At 57.8% G+C, this 19,999-nt stretch carries 13 protein-coding genes; 10 read left to right on the forward strand and 3 right to left on the reverse strand.

All coding sequences use genetic code 11. The features are described from left to right. Positions 1-6: 6 nt before the first annotated feature. The gene (hemW, locus tag NQ519_RS08055; protein WP_019151673.1) at positions 7-1,119 is read right to left on the reverse strand and encodes a radical SAM family heme chaperone HemW; all 1,113 of its coding nucleotides are present in this window, start codon (positions 1,117-1,119) and stop codon (positions 7-9) included. 340 nt (positions 1,120-1,459) lie between these two features. Here hemW and pckA point away from each other — a divergent pair, with 340 nt between their 5' ends. After that, a complete protein-coding gene (pckA, locus tag NQ519_RS08060; RefSeq protein ID WP_019151672.1) occupies positions 1,460-3,067 on the forward strand; it encodes a phosphoenolpyruvate carboxykinase (ATP) in 1,608 nt (535 codons plus the stop codon). A 254-nt stretch (positions 3,068-3,321) separates the two neighbouring features. Here pckA and NQ519_RS08065 read toward each other — a convergent pair whose 3' ends face one another. Together NQ519_RS08065 and NQ519_RS08070 are read right to left on the reverse strand one after the other, a co-directional pair. Then, the gene (locus NQ519_RS08065) at positions 3,322-3,960 is read right to left on the reverse strand and encodes a DUF3575 domain-containing protein (RefSeq protein WP_019151671.1); all 639 of its coding nucleotides are present in this window, start codon (positions 3,958-3,960) and stop codon (positions 3,322-3,324) included. A 212-nt stretch (positions 3,961-4,172) separates the two neighbouring features. Next, the gene (locus NQ519_RS08070) at positions 4,173-6,089 is read right to left on the reverse strand and encodes a SusE domain-containing protein (protein WP_019151670.1); all 1,917 of its coding nucleotides are present in this window, start codon (positions 6,087-6,089) and stop codon (positions 4,173-4,175) included. 397 nt (positions 6,090-6,486) lie between these two features. Here NQ519_RS08070 and NQ519_RS08075 point away from each other — a divergent pair, with 397 nt between their 5' ends. From NQ519_RS08075 to NQ519_RS08115, 9 genes are read left to right on the forward strand one after another with little or no spacing between them, the layout of a single operon-like run. Beyond that, on the forward strand, positions 6,487-8,496 hold the full coding sequence (locus NQ519_RS08075; protein WP_026076712.1) for a glycoside hydrolase family 97 protein: 2,010 nt from the start codon (positions 6,487-6,489) through the stop codon (positions 8,494-8,496). 26 nt (positions 8,497-8,522) lie between these two features. Further along, positions 8,523-9,713, forward strand: coding sequence for a glycoside hydrolase family 130 protein (locus tag NQ519_RS08080; RefSeq protein ID WP_026076711.1), 1,191 nt, complete (start codon positions 8,523-8,525; stop codon positions 9,711-9,713). Further along, the gene (locus tag NQ519_RS08085) at positions 9,710-11,152 is read left to right on the forward strand and encodes an MFS transporter (RefSeq protein WP_019151666.1); all 1,443 of its coding nucleotides are present in this window, start codon (positions 9,710-9,712) and stop codon (positions 11,150-11,152) included. The genes NQ519_RS08080 and NQ519_RS08085 overlap by 4 nt, the downstream gene beginning before the upstream one ends. Beyond that, positions 11,152-12,357 (forward strand): AGE family epimerase/isomerase, encoded by a 1,206-nt coding sequence (locus tag NQ519_RS08090; protein ID WP_019151665.1) that lies wholly within the window; start codon positions 11,152-11,154, stop codon positions 12,355-12,357. The genes NQ519_RS08085 and NQ519_RS08090 overlap by 1 nt, the downstream gene beginning before the upstream one ends. 19 nt (positions 12,358-12,376) lie before the next feature. Next, positions 12,377-13,270 (forward strand): AraC family transcriptional regulator, encoded by an 894-nt coding sequence (locus tag NQ519_RS08095; RefSeq protein ID WP_019151664.1) that lies wholly within the window; start codon positions 12,377-12,379, stop codon positions 13,268-13,270. Between the two features lie 31 nt (positions 13,271-13,301). Further along, entirely contained in the window at positions 13,302-14,408 is a 1,107-nt protein-coding gene (locus NQ519_RS08100; protein WP_026076710.1) for a glycoside hydrolase family 26 protein, read from the forward strand. 26 nt (positions 14,409-14,434) lie between these two features. Further along, complete coding sequence (locus NQ519_RS08105; RefSeq protein WP_019151662.1) at positions 14,435-15,556, forward strand: glycoside hydrolase family 26 protein; 1,122 nt, start codon at positions 14,435-14,437, stop codon at positions 15,554-15,556. Between the two features lie 12 nt (positions 15,557-15,568). Beyond that, complete coding sequence (locus NQ519_RS08110; protein WP_026076709.1) at positions 15,569-16,909, forward strand: trehalase family glycosidase; 1,341 nt, start codon at positions 15,569-15,571, stop codon at positions 16,907-16,909. Between the two features lie 12 nt (positions 16,910-16,921). Beyond that, positions 16,922-19,993 carry a SusC/RagA family TonB-linked outer membrane protein gene (locus NQ519_RS08115; protein WP_019151660.1) on the forward strand — a complete coding sequence of 1,024 codons (3,072 nt, stop codon included), beginning with the start codon at positions 16,922-16,924 and terminating at the stop codon, positions 19,991-19,993. Positions 19,994-19,999 lie beyond the last annotated feature (6 nt).

The following is a 19,999-nucleotide window of genomic DNA, read 5'->3' on the forward strand; positions in this document are numbered from 1 at the left end:
GGGTCGTTACGTTTCGAAAAGCGCCTCGATCACCGCATCGGAAACCAGCATCCGGGCCGCCGGCACGGCCATCCGTCCGCCGGAAACGACGAGCGCTCCGGCCCGTATCCAGGGCGCCGCGCCGCGCTGCATCCGCGCCGTGCGTTCCGGACCGAAAAGAGCCTCCGTTTCCGCCAGGCCGATGCCTTCCGCCGTGCGCAGCCGCGTCATCACATATTCGTTGAAGCGGTCGCGGTCGGTCAGCGTTTCGGTTTCCGCGGCGGCTCCCGCAAGGTAGTCTTCCACGGAGCTGACGTTCCAATGGCGTTCCCGCCCGTCGAACGAGTGGGCTGCCGGACCGATGCCGAGATACTTCGCGCCGTGCCAGTACGAGGCGTTGTGGCGCGCCCGGAACCCCGGCAGGGCGAAGTTCGAGACTTCGTAATGTTCGAAGCCCGCCCCGGTCAGCGTTTCGTGCACCAGGGCGTATTCCGCTTCGCTGACCGCCTCGTCCACCGGGGCGAACTCCCCGCGGGCGGCACGCCGTCCGAAAGCCGTATCGGGTTCTATGGTCAAATGGTATGCCGAAATGTGCTGCACGTTCAGTCCGAGCGCCGTGTCGAGCGTGCGGCGCAGCGAATCGCCGCCGAATCCCGGCACCCCGAAGATCAGGTCCACGGTGATGTTTCCATAACCTTCGGCTTGTGCACTCCGGACCGCCTGAAGGGCCTGTGCGGCGTCGTGGCGGCGGTTCATCAGTTTCAGGCATGCGTCGTCGAACGACTGTACGCCGATCGAGAGGCGGTCGATGCCCGCCCGGCGCAATGCCGCGAGGTATTCGGGCGTCAGGTCGTCGGGGTTGGCTTCGAGGGTGGTCTCCTCTGCCGCGGAGCAGTCGAACAGCTCTCCCGCATGATCCAGCAGCCCGGCGATGGTTCCGGGCGGGCAGAGCGACGGCGTTCCGCCGCCGAAATAGCGGGTGCGGACGGCTTCGCCGCCGAGATATTCGCGCTGCGCCTCCAGTTCGCGGTGCATGGCTGCCGCGAGCTCCTCCATGCGTCCCAGTCCGACGCTTTTGTAGAAATCGCAGTAGGCGCAGATGCGTTTGCAGAAGGGTATGTGGAAATAGAGTCCGGCCATACTATAAAGATATGAAAAATAACGGAAGGTACCAAAACCGGATTGTGCTTCGTCCGCAAATTCGCCGGGCAGAACGGTCCGACGAATTTCCGGCAGCTTGTTTGCAGGGAGTGTTCTGCGGTGCGGAATGCACTCCCGACGGGTTTCGGGAAACCGGGATACGCCGTTATGAATGAAGCGTATAGCGCGGCGGGGAAAAATAATAAAAATTTTTTGTAATTTCGGCTGTTATTTTTTTCACAATTCTGAAAGTTTTTCTACCTTTGTGCCGTTGGAGTCCGGAGAGTCCGGACGATAACATGAGGTTGAGAAGTGGATTTTAATCAAAAATAATTGCACTATGGACAAAATGGATTTGAAGAAGTACGGGATCACCGGCGTGACCGAGATCGTGTACAATCCCTCCTACGACGAGCTGTTCCGTGAGGAGACCAAGAAGGGCCTGCGCGGCTACGAGAAGGGTCAGCTGACCGAGACCGGTGCCGTGAACGTGATGACCGGCGTCTACACCGGCCGTTCGCCCAAGGACAAGTTCTTCGTCATGGACGAGACCACCAAGGATACGATCTGGTGGACTTCCGACGAGTATAAGAACGACAACAAGCCCGTCACGAAGGCTGCCTGGAAAGAGCTGAAGAAGATCGCTTCGCAGGAGCTGTCGGGCAAGAAACTCTACGTCGTCGATACGTTCTGCGGCGCCAACGAGAACTCGCGTCTGAAAATCCGCTTCATCATGGAGGTGGCCTGGCAGGCTCACTTCGTGAAGAACATGTTCATCCGTCCGACGGACGAGGAGCTGGAGAAGTACGGCGAGCCCGATTTCGTGGTGCTCAACGCTTCGAAGGCCAAGGTGAAGAACTACAAGAAGCTGGGTCTGAACTCGGAGACGGCCGTTGTCTTCAACCTCACCGAGAAGATGCAGGTCATCATCAACACCTGGTACGGCGGTGAGATGAAGAAAGGCATGTTCTCCTACATGAACTACCTGCTGCCGCTGAAGGGCATGGCTTCGATGCACTGCTCGGCCAACACCAACGCCAAGGGCGAGACGGCCATCTTCTTCGGTCTGTCGGGTACCGGCAAGACCACGCTTTCGACCGACCCGAAGCGCGAGCTGATCGGCGACGACGAGCACGGATGGGACGACGACGGCGTGTTCAACTTCGAGGGCGGTTGCTACGCCAAGGTCATCAACCTCTCGAAGGAGAACGAGCCCGACATCTGGAATGCCATCCGCCGCAACGCCCTGCTGGAGAACGTGACGGTGGACAAGAAGGGCAAGATCGACTACGCCGACAAGTCGGTGACGGAGAACACCCGCGTATCGTACCCGATTTTCCACATCGAGAATATCGTGAAACCCGTATCGAAGGCTCCGGCCGCCAAGAAGGTGATCTTCCTCTCGGCCGACGCATTCGGCGTGCTGCCCCCGGTTTCGATCCTGAATCCCGAGCAGACGCAGTACTACTTCCTGTCGGGCTTCACGGCCAAGCTGGCCGGCACCGAGCGCGGCATCACCGAGCCCACGCCGACCTTCTCGGCCTGCTTCGGCGCCGCATTCCTGTCGCTGCACCCCACCAAGTACGGTGAGGAGCTCGTCAAGAAGATGAAGAAGTCGGGTGCCAAGGCATACCTCGTGAACACGGGCTGGAACGGAACCGGCAAGCGTATCTCGATCAAGGATACGCGCGGCATCATCGACGCGATCCTCGACGGTTCGATCGACAAGGCTCCGACCAAGACCATGCCTATCTTCGATTTCGTGATTCCGACCGCTCTGCCGGGCGTAGACCCCAAGATCCTCGATCCGCGCGACACTTACAAGAGCGCCAAGGAGTGGGAGGTGAAGGCCGAGGACCTCGCCAACCGTTTCGTGAAGAACTTCTCGAAGTTTACGGGCAACGAGGCCGGCAAGAAGCTCGTGGCTGCCGGTCCGAAGGTGAAATAATCCGAAAGATTTTATATGTATGCGGGACTCCCCGGACCAGTCGGTCCGGGGAGTCTCTGTTTAAGAGGTTCTATGGGCGATGGAAGGCTTTTCGTGTCGGAGTCCTGTCCGCGCTTCAACCCGTCTGAGAAACGGGCTTTAAGGTCGGATGCGCGACATTGCACTCCGAAGCCCGGTCGTCCACAGCGACCCTAAAACCGCCTCTCAGACGGGCGCAGAACCGGATGGTAAGCGGGAAAAAATGCTTGGATCGTCTATAAATCAGGCGTCTTTCGCTTGGGCTGGAAAATCCGGTAGCCGATCGAAACGCCGATCTTGTTGGGATACCACTCCGAGGAGCCGTTGAACGGGTCGGGGTGCTTCGGCTGCACGGGACGATGGGGATTCATGTCGATCTCTCCGTCGAAACTGTATCCGTTGTAGTGGCTGTCCATCCAGGCCCAGCCGACATAGGCGTCGAGCAGCCACCGTTCGCCGAACTGGTATTCGTAACCCGCGCACAGTCCGATCATCATGCCGTAGCCCTTGCAGTAGCGGTTTTCGAATTTGAGGCGCCAGTTCTCGATGTAGGGTTTCGACATGTCGAAGGCCATCATGCCGATATTGGCCCCGAGATACCACCCGCGGTTGTGCTCCTTGAAGAAGCGGCGGTATTCGCCCATGAAGATGGCGAAAGTCATGTGTTTGCCGTCGAAGGATTTCCACGGGGAGATCACGACTTCGCTTTGGAGCGTGGATTTGGGGGTGACGGCGAATTCGACGGCAGGGTTTATGATCCCGACCAGCGCATAAAGCCCGTTGAGCTTGACATATCCCTGCGGGAGTGCGTTCTGTATGGCGAACAGCGTGAACAGGAGCGCACAGGCTCCGACTTTGCGAATGGTTCGTGTCATGGATTGCGGATTTCTGCCGGGTGCAAAGATAGGGATAAGCGGGGGTAAAAGCAAGTTCGCCTGCAATTTGCCGGGCGGAAGCATCCAAGGCGCAGCGACGGTACGAACAGCTGGGTTCAACTATGACGCCAAAAGCGCGAAAAATCCGGCCGATCGTGTACATCGGCCGGATTTTCACCTTCTGTCCGGATTTCGGATGCCGGGAAACTTCGTTACATCGCTTCGAATCGGACTGTCATGGTCGTGAGGTCCGCCGTGATCCGGTAGTTGCCGTTTCCGAATCCCATCAACAGGGGATAGAACTGATTGCTTCCCTGGACGAGTTCCCATCCCGTGTATCCATCGTCGAACGATCCTTTGGCACCGTATTCCGTGAGCCACTCGGTGTTCGAGATGATGAACTTGAATCCGTTGCCTTTCGGATTCCCTTCCTGTGCCGTGCCGACATTCACCGGGACATTCTCGGCGGTGAAAATCCCCGGGGAGGTTTGGGTCATTGCGACGGCTTGGTTCAGATCCCAGCCGTGGGGCATGGCATCTCCCAGGATATAGAGCGCTGCCGGGTAATCTGCTCCCTGCGCTGGCTCGAAACGTACGGCCATCGTCGTGAAGTCTACGGTGATGTCGTATGTTCCGGATGCGTATCCCATCAGCAGGGGGTAGAACTGGTTGCTGCTTTGTGCGAGTTCCCAGCCGCGGTAGCCTTGCTGTCCGTCGTGGTCGTCGAAAGCCTCTTTGGCACCGTACTCAGTGCTCCAATCGCTGTTCGAGATACCGAATTTGAATCCGTTGCCCTTGTTGTCGTCCGGATTGGCCGTGCCGACGTCGATGTTCACACCCTTGACCTGGAATACGCCGTTGCCGGTCTTGGTCAGCGGGATGAAGCTGCCGAGATTCCACCCGGCCTCCGTGGCCGGTCCGAAGAGGAACAGCGTTTCGGGATAGGCGGGTGCCGTGCCGCCCGTAAGGGTGACCTTCAGGGTATTCAGATCGACACGCACGGTATAGTAACCTTCGCTGAAACCCTGGTCGCCCGGGATGAAGCGGATGTCTCCGTCTCCGTCGCCTTTTTTCTTGAGGGTCCAGTACTCGCCGGCCGCCTCGTCGCGGATATACTCCGTCCAGTCGTAGAAGTCGAATTTGAAGCTGCTCTCCGGTTTGAGATAGATGCGGGTGTTTTCATAGATGTTCTCTCCGACAGGCAGCAGGGCGTTCGCCTCGACCATCTCCCAGCCGTTCTCCATGTTGTCGCCCAGAATGTAGAGGGCCGATTCGGGATCGAACTCCGTAACGTCGCCCGTCCGGGTCAGCGTGAGCATCATCGTGTTCAGGTCAACACTTACGGTGTAAATGCCGCTCGTGTAGTCGTACTGTAAGGGATAGAACTGCGAATCCCCGTCATTGGCGATGGCGAAAGTCTGGATCTGACCGAATTCGCCGCCGATCTTCTGCCCGTAGAACGGATAGCTGCCATCCTCCTCGATATAGAATTTGAAACCCTTGTTGTCTGCGGGTTTGCCGAATTTCAATACGACATTCTCTGCCGTGTAAACCCCTTCGTCGCCCTGCGGCAGTTCGATCGCTTTGTCCCAGCCGTATTCGCAGGCGCCGCCCTTCATCCAGAGCGATGCGGGCTTGACCACTTCGGCGGCGTAGGCCGTAGCGGCGAACGACACCTCCTCCGAGGTTTTATCTTCGATGAGGTAGTTGTCTGTGTGTGCATAGACGCAGGCCCGGAAAACGAAGCGTTCGCCGCTTTTGCCTCCGAATGTCGTTACGATGAGATCGTTGAGTTCCTTGTGGGTGAAAGAGATCGCCAGATCGGCTTCCCCCCCCCACTCTCGTTTTATCCCTTTGAACAGGTCTTCGCCCTCTACGTTCAAGTACAGGTCGTACATGACCGACGAGCTGCGGGTTACGATTGCTGCGGCTGTCCACGAGAATCTCAGGGCTTCCTGATCGGCTTTGTCAACATCGAGCGTAATCTCCTCGTCCGAGACCGTGAGCACAGGGGCCGTCAGTTCGCTCCACTCCTTGTCGGGAAAATCCGATGTGTTGTCGTCGCTGCACGAGGCGATGGGAAGAGCAAAAGCCAGCGCGCCTGCGAGGTATTTCCAAAAATGTTTCATACTGGTTGGTTTAGGTTTGTTAACGAGTTTTTCTCGAACGTAAAAATAGAGGACAAAAACCGGATAACCATGAAAAGCGCCGCATGGTACAAGCATTTGATGAAAAAGTATCATTCGGGCGGCCCGCTGTTCTGAAAGTTCAGCGATGATAGTGGGCCGGGGCGGGCTGTTTGGGGTCGTAGCGTGTTTTGGGGGAGGTGTTTCGGCCGGGGCGGAAACGCTTTTGCCGTATCGCAGGTGTTAAAATGGTATTATCCCATCCAATCGTGATACTTTTCAATCCTTCTGCGCCGCATTCGTTGCAGAACCCTTTCGAAACCTCTATTTTTACACAGCACAAACGGGAAATACCGCCTGTTTTATTGTGTGTCGTAAACCTGCTTATTATCTGTGAACCATGAGAAGAATAGTTGTATCCGTTTTATTTGCATTGCTTTGCGTTCCCGCACTCGCAGTTCGTGAAAAAAGTTATACGGTTCTTTCTCCCGATGAGACGATCGGGATTACACTGGCCGTCGGAGAGAGGTGCACCTATGAAGTCCGTGTGGACGGCCGGACGGTCGTGGCGCCCACTCCGGTGTCGATGACGCTGGGCGACGGAACCGTATGGGGCGGTTCGGCGCAGCCTTTCCGTATCCGTAAAGGGACCGTCGATACCTCTTTCGCCACGCCTTTTTATATCAAGGCGCGGGTTTCGGATCGCTACAACTGGCTGCGGGCCGATTTCCGACCGGGTTTCGCCATCGAGCTCCGGGCCTATGACGACGGGGTGGCCTATCGTTTCGTCTCGACGACGGATAAACCGCTGACCGTCGCTTCCGAAGAGGCCGGTGCTTGTTTCCCGGGAGACTGGAAATGCTGGGTCCCTTATGTTAGGGATTGTGACGGAACCGAGATCGTACCCTTCGGGAGTCAGTTCAAAACCTCGTTCGAGAATCTCTATACCGTAGCCCGGCTTTCGGAACTCGATCCCGCACGACTGGCTTTCCTGCCGCTGGTCGTAGCATCCGACGATGGCGTGAAACTCTGTTTCACCGAGGCCGATCTGCAAGCCTATCCGGGTATGTATTTCAATTATCCCGGCCAGGGAAATTCTCTGCGCGGTATTTTCGCTCCGTATCCGAAACGGACGCACGACGGGGGACATGACGATCTTCAAAATGTCGTGGACGAGTACGATGATTTTATCGCCAAGGCTTCGCCGCGGGCGTCGTTTCCGTGGCGGACGATCCTCATTGCCCGCGAGGACAGACGACTGCTCGATAACAATATGGTCATGCGTCTGGCCGAACCGTCGCGTCTTGCGGACATATCGTGGATTCGTCCGGGATTGGCGGCCTGGGAGTGGTGGAACGACTGGGGGCTTCACGGCGTCGGTTTCGAGGCCGGGGTCAATACGCCGACTTATAAGCACTATGTCGATTTCGCGGCCCGCAACGGGATCGAATATCTGGTGATGGATGACGGATGGTCGAAGGATAAGACCGACCTGATGTCGGGCGGTAGCGACCGCCTCGATTTGGACGAGGTGTTGCGTTATGCGAAAGAAAAGGGTGTAGGTATCATCCTTTGGGCGGGTTTCCGTGCTTTCGACCGCGATATGGAGGAGGTTTGCCGCCACTATTCGGCATTGGGTGTCAAAGGTTTCAAGGTTGACTTCATGGACCGCGACGACCAGCAGATCGCCGAATTCCTCTACCGCGGGGCAGCGACCGCAGCCAAATACGGGCTGTTGCTCGACTACCACGGTATTTATAAGCCTGCCGGTTTGCAGCGCACCTATCCCAATGTCGTCAATTTCGAAGGTGTACATGGACTGGAGCAGATGAAATGGTCGGAAGAGTCGGTCGATCAGGTGACCTACGATGTGACGATGCCGTTTATCCGGATGACGGCCGGTCCCGTGGACTACACCCAGGGAGCCATGCTCAATGCCGCGAAAGGACATTTCTTTCCGCGCCGCAGCGAACCGATGAGTCAGGGCACGCGCTGCCGTCAGCTGGCCGAATACATCGTCTTCCATGCTCCGCTGTCGATGCTCTGCGACTCGCCCTCCAACTACGACCGGGAACCCGAATGCACGGCCTTCATCTGCGGCGTTCCCACGGTGTGGGACCGGACCGTGGCGCTCGACGGCCGTCTCGGGGAGTATGCGGCCGTTGCCCGCTGCAAAGGGAATGTCTGGTACGTCGGCGGCCTTACGGGACACGAAGGCCGCACGGTGACGCTCGATCTCGGATTTCTGGGTGACGGGAATTTTACGGCCGAGATCTTCTGCGACGGTGCCAATGCCGCCAAGTATGGACATGATTATCAGCGTGTGATCCGTCCGCTGGGGACGGACCGAACGCTGGAAATAACGATGGCTCCTGCCGGTGGATTCGCCTTGCGGATCACCCGGGAATAAAATAAATACTCTATTTCATTCGTTTTATGACAAGATTAGATTTCGAGAAGCGTATTTCAGCCCTGCGTTCGGTTCATGAGGAGTTGATCGGCAGGAAAAATCCGGCAGCGGATTCCAACGGAGTATGGACCCGTTATACTTACCCGATCCTCACGGCTGCGCATACGCCGCTCTTCTGGCGCTACGACCTGAACCCCGCTACTAACCCTTTTTTGCTCGAACGGTTCGGGATCAACGGAACGTTCAATGCTGGAGCCATCAAGTTCGACGGCAAATACGTACTGGTGGTCCGGGTCGAAGGGAACGACCGTAAATCCTTTTTCGCTCTGGCTGAGAGCGACAACGGGATCGATGGATTCCGGTTCCGCGACCGTCCGCTGACGATTCCCCCGGTCGACGGGGATGAAACGAACCTTTACGACATGCGCCTTACGGCCCATGAGGACGGTTGGATTTACGGTGTTTTCTGTGCCGAACGGCATGATCCGTCGGCTGCCCCGGGCGATCTGTCGTCGGCCGTGGCGACGGCCGGCGTAGCCCGAACGAAGGATCTCGTGCATTGGGAGCGTCTCCCCGACATCAAGTCGCCCACGCAGCAGCGGAACGTAGTGCTTCACCCCGAATTCGTGGACGGGAAATATGCCCTGTACACCCGTCCGCAGGAGGGGTTCATCGCTGCCGGAGCTCTCGGCGGGGGGATCGGTTGGGCGCTGGTGGACGATATGACCCGTGCGGAAATCCGCGATGAGAAGATCATCGACGTGCGGTTTTACCACACGATCAAGGAGGTGAAGAACGGCGAGGGGCCCCATCCGATCCGCACTCCGCAGGGATGGCTGCATATGGCCCACGGCGTGCGCGCCTGCGCGGCGGGACTCCGTTATGTGCTTTACATGTACATGACGGCCCTGGACGATCCTTCGCAGCTGATCGCCGTGCCGGCCGGATATACGCTGGCCCCGGAGGGCGAGGAACGTGTGGGCGACGTGTCGAACGTCCTTTTCTCGAACGGTTGGATCGCCGATGACGACGGCCGGGTATTTCTCTATTATGCGTCGAGCGACACCCGCATGCACGTGGCGACATCGACCATTGAGAAACTTGTGGACTATTGTCTGCATACGCCGTCCGACGGCCTTACGACGGCGGCCTCCGTTGAGCGGCTGAACGAACTGATCGACCGAAATCTGAATTATTACCGAAAAACAGACCGATGAAAGACAACGTCACATTCCGGGAGAAGATCGGATACGGCTTCGGGGACATGGCTTCGAGCATGTTCTGGAAGATATTCGGCATGTATCTGCTCTTTTTCTATACCAGGGTGTTCGGCATCACGCCGGCCGCTGCCGGAACCATGTTTCTGGTGACCCGCATCTGGGATTCGCTCAACGATCCCATCATGGGCCTGCTGGCGGACCGCACTCGCAGCCGGTGGGGACGTTACCGTCCTTATCTGCTTTGGGGCGCCCTGCCGTTCGCCGCGATCGGAGTGCTGACGTTTTGGACGCCCGATTTCGGGATGACGGGAAAACTGGTGTGGGCCTACGTTACCTATACGGCCATGATGATGGTCTATACGCTGGTCAATGTCCCTTATGCTTCGCTGCTCGGGGTGATGACGCCGGATACGAAACTGCGCAATACGTTCTCGTCTTACCGGATGTTCTTCGCTTATGTCGGCAGTCTGGTGACCTTCATGCTGTTGCAGCCGCTGGTGGATTTCTTTGCCGGATGGCTCGGCGGCGGTGAGGCCGACATGCTGAATGAAAGCGTTGCCGGGAGCGACGTAGCCATATCGGGCATGCCGGAGGCGTGGACCTGCGCCGTGGCCGTTATCGGGGCTCTTTGCGCATTGCTCTTCTGGCTCTGCTTCCGCTGGACGCGCGAGCGGATTCGGGACGACGATTCGCAGCAGGCGAAAGGCTCGGTTGGGCGTGACCTGAAAAGCCTGGCCCGCAATGCTCCCTGGTGGATTCTTCTGGTCGCGGGAGTGGCGGTGCTGCTGTTCAATTCGATCCGCGACGGGGTGGCGATCTTCTATTTCACGGACTATGTCCGGAGCGCCTATAAACTGCCTCATCTGGGCTGGACGCTGGGAACGCTTTATCTGCTGTTGGGCCAGCTGGGGAATATGGCCGGGGTCGCTTTGGCCGTGCCGTTAGCGGCGCGTATCGGTAAAAAAGGGGCTTTTGCCGCAGCAATGGGTGCGGCGGCGGTGCTGAGTCTCTTCTTCTTCCGGCTGGAGCCTTCCGAACTGGGATGGCTTTTTACCCTGCAAGCGTTTGTCAGCGTTGCGGCGGGCGTCGTGCTGCCTTTGTTATGGAGTATGTATGCCGATATCGTCGATTACGAGGAATACCGCAGCGGCCGGCGGCCTACGGGACTGATCCTCTCCTCTTCGTCGATGTCTCAGAAACTCGGCTGGGCGCTGGGAGGCGCTGTGACGGGCTGGCTGCTTGCGGCGTTCGGTTACGATCAGTCGGCTGCTGTGCAGAGCGGTGAGGCGATAGCGGGAGTGCGGCTGATGATGAGCTGGCTCCCGGCGGCCGGATGTCTGGTGGCTGTCGTGGCGGTCCTTTTTTATCCGCTCGGCGAAAAACGTATGGAGCGAATCACGACGGAGCTCGCTCTTCGTCGGAAAACGAACGAATGATGGAAAAGATGCTTGTACAATGGCGTAACGAACTGTCGGAGGAGCTGACCTGCGGCATCCTGCCTTTCTGGACGACGTTTCTGGGTGACGGAGAGCATTTTGCGGGGCGGATCGACGGCCGCGGGAAAGCACACCCCGAAGCCGGAAAAGGTGCTGTTCTGATCGCGCGGATGTTGTGGACCTTTTCGGCCGCTTACCGCATGACCGGAAGGTCCGAATACCTGGATGTGGCCCGCAAGGTCCGCGAACTGCTGGTCTCGCGGCTGATCGACCCGGTGTACGGAGGCGTCTATTGGGAGATTGCCCCCGGCGGAGATCCGCTCTGCTGCAAGAAACAGAGCTATGCCATCGGCTTTGCGATTTACGGGTTGAGCGAATATGTCCGGGCAACGGGTGACCCGGCGGCTCTGGATGAAGCGGCTGCGTTGTTCGGGGCGCTTGAAGAACATGTCTGGGATGCGGCGCGGGGCGGATATGCCGAAGCTCTGACCCGGGACTGGCGGCCGTTGGAGGATATGCGCCTGAGCGAGAAGGATGCCAACACCTACTTCAGCATGAATACGCACCTGCATCTGCTCGAACCCTGTGCGAACCTGTTGCGGGTTTGGCCGGAAGGTCGGGTTGCGGAGGCGGTCCGGCGGTTGCTCCGCATTCATACCGATCGGATCTTCGATCCGCAGACGGGGCACCTGAACCTCTTTTTCGATGCGGAGTGGCGGCCGCAGGGACGGACAGTCTCCTACGGACATGACATCGAGGCATCGTGGCTCATCGACGAAGCCGCCGACTTGCTCGGCGATCCGCAGATCACGGCCGGTGCCGGTTCTGTGTCCGAGGCATTGGCGAAGGCTGCCGCCGAAGGCGTACAGCCCGACGGAAGCCTGATTTACGAACACGACCCGTTGACAGGACGCACCGATGCCGACCGCCATTGGTGGGTGCAGGCCGAGGCTGTCGTCGGATTTTTCAATAGGTATGAGCGAACCGGGGACGAGGCGTTTCTGAGGCGTAGCCGCGATGCGTGGCGGTATATCCGGACGCATCTGTGCGATACCGAGAACGGCGAATGGTTTTGGAGCGTTCGTGCCGACGGCTCGGTCAACCGCGACGACGACAAGGCCGGGTTCTGGAAATGCCCCTATCACAACAGCCGGATGTGTCTGGAACTGATGCGGCGCATCGGACGGCTGCTTGCTGAAAACTGAAACCGAAAAATTGAAGGCTATGGCAAATAACAATATTCTTACGGAGGTGCCTCCCATTTCGAAGCAGGACAGCTTCGTCGTGTTCGAGCGCCGGAAGAGCAATTTCAATTTTCCGATCCACATCCACAGCGAATGCGAGCTCAACTATATCATCGGGGCACGCGGCGCGCGGCGCATCGTCGGCGATCATGTGGCCGACATCGGCGACCGGGAGATGGTGCTCATTACCGGCAGCAATCTGGAACATGCGTGGATGGACGGCAACCTGGCCCCGGGAGCGGAAATCTACGAGGTGACGATCCAGTTTTCGCCGGAGCTGTTCCAGGGCGGCGGGCTGATCGACCGGAAACAGTTCGTGCCGATCAAGAAGATGTTGCAGGACGCTCAGCACGGGATCGCGTTCTCCGAAAAGACCATCCTGCAAAGCGAGCCCGGAATTCACCAGCTGATCAACAGTACGGATAATTTCAATTCGATTCTGATCTTCCTTTCGCTGCTCAACCAGCTGGCCCACGATCAGGCGTATACCGTGTTGTCGCATTCGCATTTCAGCAAACTGGAGGATACCTACGACAGCCGTCGGGTGCGGACCATCATGGATTATCTCAACAACAACTACCACCGTTCCGTGCGGCTTTCGGAGATGGCGGCGCTGGTCAACATGAGCGAACCGTCGTTCAGCCGTTTCATCAAGCGGCGCACGGGATACAATTTCATCGACTGTCTGAACAACATCCGCATCAGCGCCGCTTCCCGGCGGCTGATCGACGAACCGGCGAATACGATTGCGGAGATCGCTTTCAAATGCGGGTTCAACAACCTCTCGAATTTCAACCGGATTTTCAAGAAATACAAAGGTTATACGCCCCACGATTTCCGGGAATACTACGACAAGAAGAAGATCATCATCTGACGAACCGATTCGCTCTAACCTGTTTCAAACCATGAACAAACTGTTTTGCATAGTATGTATGGCCGTACTTTCGGCCGCCTGTTCGGGATCTTCGCCTTCTCCGGCCGATTCGCGGGCCACGCCTGAAGCGTGCGCACTATACCGCAACCTGTTTCGGGTAGCCGACGACGGGGTGATGTTCGGGCATCAGGACGACGCTCTTTACGGGCACGGCTGGAAGTATGAGGAGGGGCGCTCCGATGTCAGGGAGTGCTGCGGCGATTACCCCGCTGTCTTCGGGTGGGAACTCGGAGGTCTCGAAGCCGAGGCCGACCGGAGCATCGACGACGTTCCGTTCGCTGAAATCGCACGCCTGCTGTGTGCCGCCTATGGGCGCGGAGCCGTGAACACGGTCAGCTGGCATCCGCAGAATCCCGAATCCGGGGCCAGCGCCTGGGACTGTAAAACCACCACGGCCGTGAAATCCATTCTCCCCGGCGGCGCCAACCATGCCGAATACCGGTTGTGGCTCGACCGTCTGGCGGGATTCTTCGCCGGACTGAAAGCCGCTGACGGAACTCTGGCGCCGGTGCTGTTCCGTCCGTTCCACGAACATACGGGCAGCGGATTCTGGTGGGGCGAGGCGCAGTGTACTCCCGACGAATACCGGGCTTTGTGGCGGTTCACCGTGGAATATCTGCGCGATGTGAAAGGGGTGCACAACCTCCTTTACGTCTATTCTCCCGACCTGTACCGTGATGCGGAGCATTATATGGAACGTTATCCGGGCGACGAATGGGTCGATGTGCTCGGACTGGATGCCTATCACCGCCAGCAGGATTGGGATTTCCTGTCGGGCGGAGAGCGGATGCTTTCGACCTTGCAGCGGCTGGGACGCGAGCACGGCAAGCCGACGGCTTTTACCGAGACCGGGCTCGAAGGCATTCCCGATGCCGAATGGTGGACCCGATGGCTGCTGCCTGTCATCCGCGGCAAGGGGTTGAGCTATGTCTTGGTGTGGCGTAATGCCCACGACCGTCCGACGCACTTTTTCGGTCCCTGGCACGGGCATGTTTCGGAATCCGATTTCAGAAAATTCGCTGCCAACCGGGAACAGCCCGTTCTGTTCGAGAGCCGGTTGCCTGACATGTATCGCTGACAATTAACCTAAAATAACTGATAATTATGTGGAAACGAATTTTTTATCTGTCGTGTCTCGTCGTGGCCGGATGCAGTGATATTGCCGACCGCGAATATCCGGAACCACAGCCGGCTCCCGCGGCGACGACCGATTCGCAGGCTACGGTGCAGACCCGCAACCTGCTCGGTAACCTGCGCAGCATTGCCGAAAACGGCGGTACGCTTTTCGGACACCAGTGTTCGTCGCTCTACGGCGTCGGCTGGTCGGGCGATGCCGACCGTTCGGACGTGAAGAGTATCTGCGGCGACTATCCCGCGATGATGGGCTGGGACCTGGGCCAGATCGAACTTGGGCAGGAAGCCAATATCGACGGCGATAAGTTTGATGACATACGCAGCCGTATTCTCGAAGCCTATGCCCGCGGCGGTGTGACTACCATCGGTTGGCATACGACGAATCCCGTTACCGACGGTACGGCCTGGGACGTGACCTCGGCCGTGGGCCGGATCATTCCCGGCGGCGATCTTCACGAAAAATACTGCGGCTGGCTGGACAAGGTCGCTGCTTTCATGCTCTCGCTCAGGACTGTTGACGGGGAGTATGTCCCGGTGTTGTTCCGCCCGTTCCACGAGCACACCGGCAACGGATTCTGGTGGGGTAAGGGCAACTGCACCGCTGATCAGTACATCGCCTTGTGGCGTTTCACGCTCGAATACCTGCGCGATACGAAGGGCGTGCATAATCTGCTGTACGTCTATTCGCCCGACATTGTCAGTTCGCAGGACAACTACCTCGAATTCTGGCCGGGCGACGCCTATGTCGATGTGCTCGGTCTGGATGCTTACGACCGCAGCTCCTGGGCGATCGACACCAACGGCCTGCGGCTGATGCGCCTGCTCAAACATATCGCCTATCTGAAAAACAAACCGTTCGCTTTCACGGAGACCGGACTTGAAAACAACACGTCCCAACCGAAATGGTGGACCGAAAAACTTTCGAAAGCCATTGCGGGCATTCCTGTGGCTTATGTGCTGATCTGGCGGAACAAGGATACCAACCACTTTTTCGGCCCTTATCCGGGCTGCGTTTCGGAGGAGGATTTCAAAACCTTCGTCGCCGGAGAGCAGATCCTGATGGAGAAGGACATAGCCGGTATTTACGAATAATCCCTGCTTGAAATGAACGGAATCAGATCTTTTTTGGGATGTATCGCGGCATTGGCGGCCGTTTCCTGCGGGAGTCATTCGCCGGTTCCGCACGGGGAGATCGCCCGGGTGCGCGAGTTCATCCGCACGTCGTGGGATGCGTCGGTGCAGTATAATCCGGTCGATTCGCAGACCCTGATCGGACTGCCCCGTCCCTATACGGTTCCCAGCGTCAGCCAGACTTTTCAGGAACTCTATTATTGGGATACCTATTTCACCAACGAGGGGCTCGTGCGCGACGGCCGTCTCGATTTGGCGAAAAACAACATCGAGGACATGCTCTATCTGGTCGATCGTTACGGATATATGCCCAACGGCAGCCGGACATGGTATCTCAACCGCTCGCAGCCTCCTTTCCTGTGCATGATGGTCGATCGGGTGTTCGAAGGGACCGGGGACAGGAAGTGGCTGGCCGGAGCCTTCGCGACTTTGCAGAAGGAGTATGATTTCTGGATGACGCAGCGTATTACGCCCGTCGGACTGAATCGTTACTCTTCATCTGCGGACGACGATCTCAAACAGGAGTTCGTGACTACCGGGGGCCGGCGGCTCGGTACCGACTTCCGCGACCGGGGGCTTTCCGACGCGGAAATTCTGCGGCTGGGGGCGCATTTTGCCGCCGAGGCCGAGTCGGGCTGGGATTTCAATCCCCGTTTCGAGCGCCGCTGCGAGGATTTCTGCCCCGTGGATCTCAATGCCAATCTCTATTTCTACGAGACGCTCTTTGCCCGTTACGCTCTCTTGACGGGCGATTCTGCGGCTGCGGAGACTTGGAAAAAACGGGCTGAAAAACGCCGCGGTTTGATAAACCGCTACTGTCTCGGGGAAGACGGCGTTTATTACGACTACGATTTCGTCAACGGCCGCCGTTCGACGGTGGTTTCGGGCGCGGTGTTCAGTCTGCTTTATGCCGGTATTCCGGATGCGGAGCAGGCCCGGACTCTCGTGGAAAAGGCGCTCGGACGGTTGGAGTTCGAGTACGGGATCGCCGTTTGCGAGGACAAGCCCTATGAATACGATTACCAGTGGTCTTATCCCAATACCTGGCCCCCGGTCGTTTATCTGGCCATCCGCGGACTCGATACCTACGGCTACCGGCGGGATGCGCGGCGCATTGCGGAGAAATACGTCGCAATGGTCGTGAAGACCTTCGGCGAAACCCGTAACCTGTGGGAAAAGTACAATGTCCGGGAGGGAAATATCAATGTCAGCAATGAGTACGACATGCCCACGATGCTGGGGTGGAGCGCCGGGACGTTCATCTATGCCAGCGATTACCTCGACGGCAAAATTGACAATCAATCGAAACTCTAAAACTCAGACACCATGAATACAATAAATCTATGCCTGCGGGGCAGGTGGCTTCTGGCGCTTTTCGCCTCCCTGTTCCTCGCTGTCGGCGCATCCGCCCAGAATGAGGTCCGGGGCCGCGTGACGGCCGACGGACAGCCGCTCGTCGGTGCCAGCGTCATCATCAAGGGGACGACGACCGGAACCAGTACGGATACCTCGGGTAATTTTACGATCCGGGCCAAAAGCGGGGCCGTGCTCTCCGTCGGGTTCGTCGGTTACAGGACCCGTGAGATCGCCGTTACGGCCGGGGCGACCTTCCTCGACATCGTGCTCGAAGCCGAAGAGGCCCTGATCGACGATGTGGTCGTCATCGGTTACGGCTCGATGAAGAAGAGCGATTTGACCGGATCGGTCGTTTCCGTGAAGATGGACGCCATCAAGGATATTTCGGCTCCGTCGGTCGAGGGATTATTGCAGGGCCGTGCTGCGGGATTGCAGATCATGAATACTTCGCAGGACCCCGGGGCGGGGGCCGTGGTGCGCATTCGCGGCAACAGTTCGCTCAACGGTTCGAACACTCCGCTGATCGTGGTGGACGGATTTCCCATCGGCGATGCCGGCAACCTGTCGCAGATCAACCCCTCGGACATTGAGTCGATCGAGATTCTGAAAGACGCTTCCTCCTCGGCCATCTACGGTTCCCGCGGCGCCAACGGCGTGATTCTGATCCAGACCCGCACCGCCAAAGGCGGATCGACCCAGGTTTCGGTGAACCACCGGACCACCATCGGCCAATTCACCGATGAACTCAATGTCTGGCGCAATCCGCTGCAAATGGCGCAGATCGCCAACGAGGAGCTGACCAATGCCGGACTGCCGGCCCTCTATACGGGGCAGTACAATAACGGCACCTACTATCCGTCGCTCATCGAGATCCAGCAGGGCAAGTGGTCGAACACCGACTGGGCCGACCTCTGTATGCGCACGGCCGTGGTCAATAATACGACGGCCACGTTGTCCCACTCCACCGACAAGGCGTCGATCAATCTGAGCCTTAATTATTTCGACGACGAGGGCGTCTATAAGAAGGACAATTTCCGCAAAGGCAATGTCACGCTCAACGGTTCCTACAAGCTGGCCAAGAACTTCACGCTTCAGACTTCGAACATTTTTTCGATCCATAAGCGCCATGTGAACAACTCGCTCGAATACGGTCGCAACCCGTTGTGGCCCGTTTACGATGAGGACGGCAACTATTTCGTCGCTTCGGAAACCGACTTCGGCCATCCGCTCATCATCTCCGACAACGTCAAGAACGAGACGCAGGGCCGCGACCTCATTTCGTCGCTGGCCGCCGAGTGGGAGATCGTCGAGGGGCTGAAAATCCGCACGCAGCTCAACTACAACTATTCGACTACCGTGCAGGATGTCTATAACGCTTCGAACACCTCGCAGGAGGCGCACGACATGAACGGCATCGCCCAGATGAACAACACCCTGTCGCAGGACGTGCTGAGCGAGACCTACATCACCTTTCAGCGGACCTTTGCCGACCGGCACAACCTGTCGGTCATGGCGGGACACTCGTTCGACTACAATATGGGCCGCACGCTCAGCACCACGGCCTACGATTTCGTAAACGATGCCCTCGGCAACGAGAACATGGGTGCGGGAAATCCCCAGAAGAACGTGATCAACAACACCTATCAGAACAGCAAGCTGCTCTCGTTCTACGGCCGTCTGAACTATGTGCTCGACGACAAATACCTCTTTACGTTTACCATGCGCGCCGACGGGTCGTCGAAATTCGGCAAGAACAGCAAGTGGGGCTATTTCCCCTCGGGCGCCGTGAGCTGGAAACTCCACAACGAGCCGTGGATGCAGAAACTCAATGTTTTCGACGAGTTCAAGATCCGTGCGAGCTGGGGGCTTTCGGGTAATCAGGGTATCTCGCCTTACCAGACGCTCAACCGTTACGGTACGGAGAAATACTGGTTCGCGGACAAATGGCAGACGGCTATCGGTCCGGGTTATGAGGCCGGCCGCGAGGGTGCCAACGACCGCTATATCCTTTGGGGCGGCATTTCCAACCCCGACCTGAGGTGGGAATCGACCCGTCAGTGGAACCTGGGTGTCGATCTGGCCTTTTTCAAGCGCCGTCTGCGCGTGACGATGGATTATTACGACAAATATACCACCGACCTGCTGCGTGAGAAATATCTGCCGCTGTCGAGCGGTTACGACAAGATGTGGGTTAACGACGGCAACATCCGCAACCGAGGTTTCGAGTTCACGCTCGACGGCGACATCGTCAGCCGGAAGAACACCTCTCTCTCCGCGACGTTCATCTTCTCGCGCAACCGCAACAAGGTGACCGATTTGGGCAACGCCGTATCGAGCGGTCTGAGCACCGATTACCTGATGGGGATGCAGTACGAAGTCTGCGGCCAGTCGCTGTCGATGTTCAACGGCAATCCGAGCGTTTATGCCATCGGCTATCCGATGTATGTCTTCTACGGATACCGGGTGGACGGCATCATTCAGCAGGGCGAGGACCCCGGCTTCATGAGTTCCGACGGCAAGGATCTGCCCGGCGAGTTCAAGTATGTGGATCTGAACGGTGACTATGCCATCGACGATAAGGACCGCTGCATCATCGGCGACCCGAATCCCGATTTTACGGCCAGTCTCAATCTGGCGTTCCGTTACAAGAATCTCGACGTATCGGTATTTCTCAACGGTGTGTTCGGCAACGACATCATCTATAACGGCTATACCTACGATCCGCGCGTGAAGATCAAGCGCTGGACCCCCGACAACCCGACGAACAAATACCCGCGCCTGAATTCGACGCGAAGCTACCTGTTCTCGGACTATTTCGTCCATGACGGCTCGTTCGTTCGCTTGCAGAACATCAATATCGGCTATACGATCCCTGTCCGCAAAGCCTTTATCCGCAGCGTGCGTGTGTTCGCCAACATCGAGAACGCCTATACCTTTACCGAATTCGACGGTTACGATCCCGAGGTGGGGGTCGATGGTATCTATTGGGGCGGTTATCCCCGCCTGCGGAAATATACCATCGGTCTGGATCTGAAATTCTAAGCTGAC

Source organism: Alistipes senegalensis JC50 (assembly GCF_025145645.1).
GTDB classification, from domain to species: Bacteria; Bacteroidota; Bacteroidia; order Bacteroidales; family Rikenellaceae; genus Alistipes; species Alistipes senegalensis.

What these genes read in the sequence shown, in the direction of transcription:
- NQ519_RS08080 (WP_026076711.1), top strand. Translation starts at nt 8,523, where the DNA reads ATGACAAGATTAGATTTCGAGAAGCGTATTTCAGCCCTGCGTTCGGTT.
- NQ519_RS08095 (WP_019151664.1), top strand. Translation starts at nt 12,377, where the DNA reads ATGGCAAATAACAATATTCTTACGGAGGTGCCTCCCATTTCGAAGCAG.
- NQ519_RS08085 (WP_019151666.1), top strand. Translation starts at nt 9,710, where the DNA reads ATGAAAGACAACGTCACATTCCGGGAGAAGATCGGATACGGCTTCGGG.
- NQ519_RS08065 (WP_019151671.1), bottom strand. Translation starts at nt 3,960, where the DNA reads ATGACACGAACCATTCGCAAAGTCGGAGCCTGTGCGCTCCTGTTCACG.
- NQ519_RS08110 (WP_026076709.1), top strand. Translation starts at nt 15,569, where the DNA reads ATGAACGGAATCAGATCTTTTTTGGGATGTATCGCGGCATTGGCGGCC.
- pckA (WP_019151672.1), top strand. Translation starts at nt 1,460, where the DNA reads ATGGACAAAATGGATTTGAAGAAGTACGGGATCACCGGCGTGACCGAG.
- NQ519_RS08105 (WP_019151662.1), top strand. Translation starts at nt 14,435, where the DNA reads ATGTGGAAACGAATTTTTTATCTGTCGTGTCTCGTCGTGGCCGGATGC.
- NQ519_RS08115 (WP_019151660.1), top strand. Translation starts at nt 16,922, where the DNA reads ATGAATACAATAAATCTATGCCTGCGGGGCAGGTGGCTTCTGGCGCTT.
- hemW (WP_019151673.1), bottom strand. Translation starts at nt 1,119, where the DNA reads ATGGCCGGACTCTATTTCCACATACCCTTCTGCAAACGCATCTGCGCC.
- NQ519_RS08075 (WP_026076712.1), top strand. Translation starts at nt 6,487, where the DNA reads ATGAGAAGAATAGTTGTATCCGTTTTATTTGCATTGCTTTGCGTTCCC.
- NQ519_RS08070 (WP_019151670.1), bottom strand. Translation starts at nt 6,089, where the DNA reads ATGAAACATTTTTGGAAATACCTCGCAGGCGCGCTGGCTTTTGCTCTT.
- NQ519_RS08090 (WP_019151665.1), top strand. Translation starts at nt 11,152, where the DNA reads ATGGAAAAGATGCTTGTACAATGGCGTAACGAACTGTCGGAGGAGCTG.
- NQ519_RS08100 (WP_026076710.1), top strand. Translation starts at nt 13,302, where the DNA reads ATGAACAAACTGTTTTGCATAGTATGTATGGCCGTACTTTCGGCCGCC.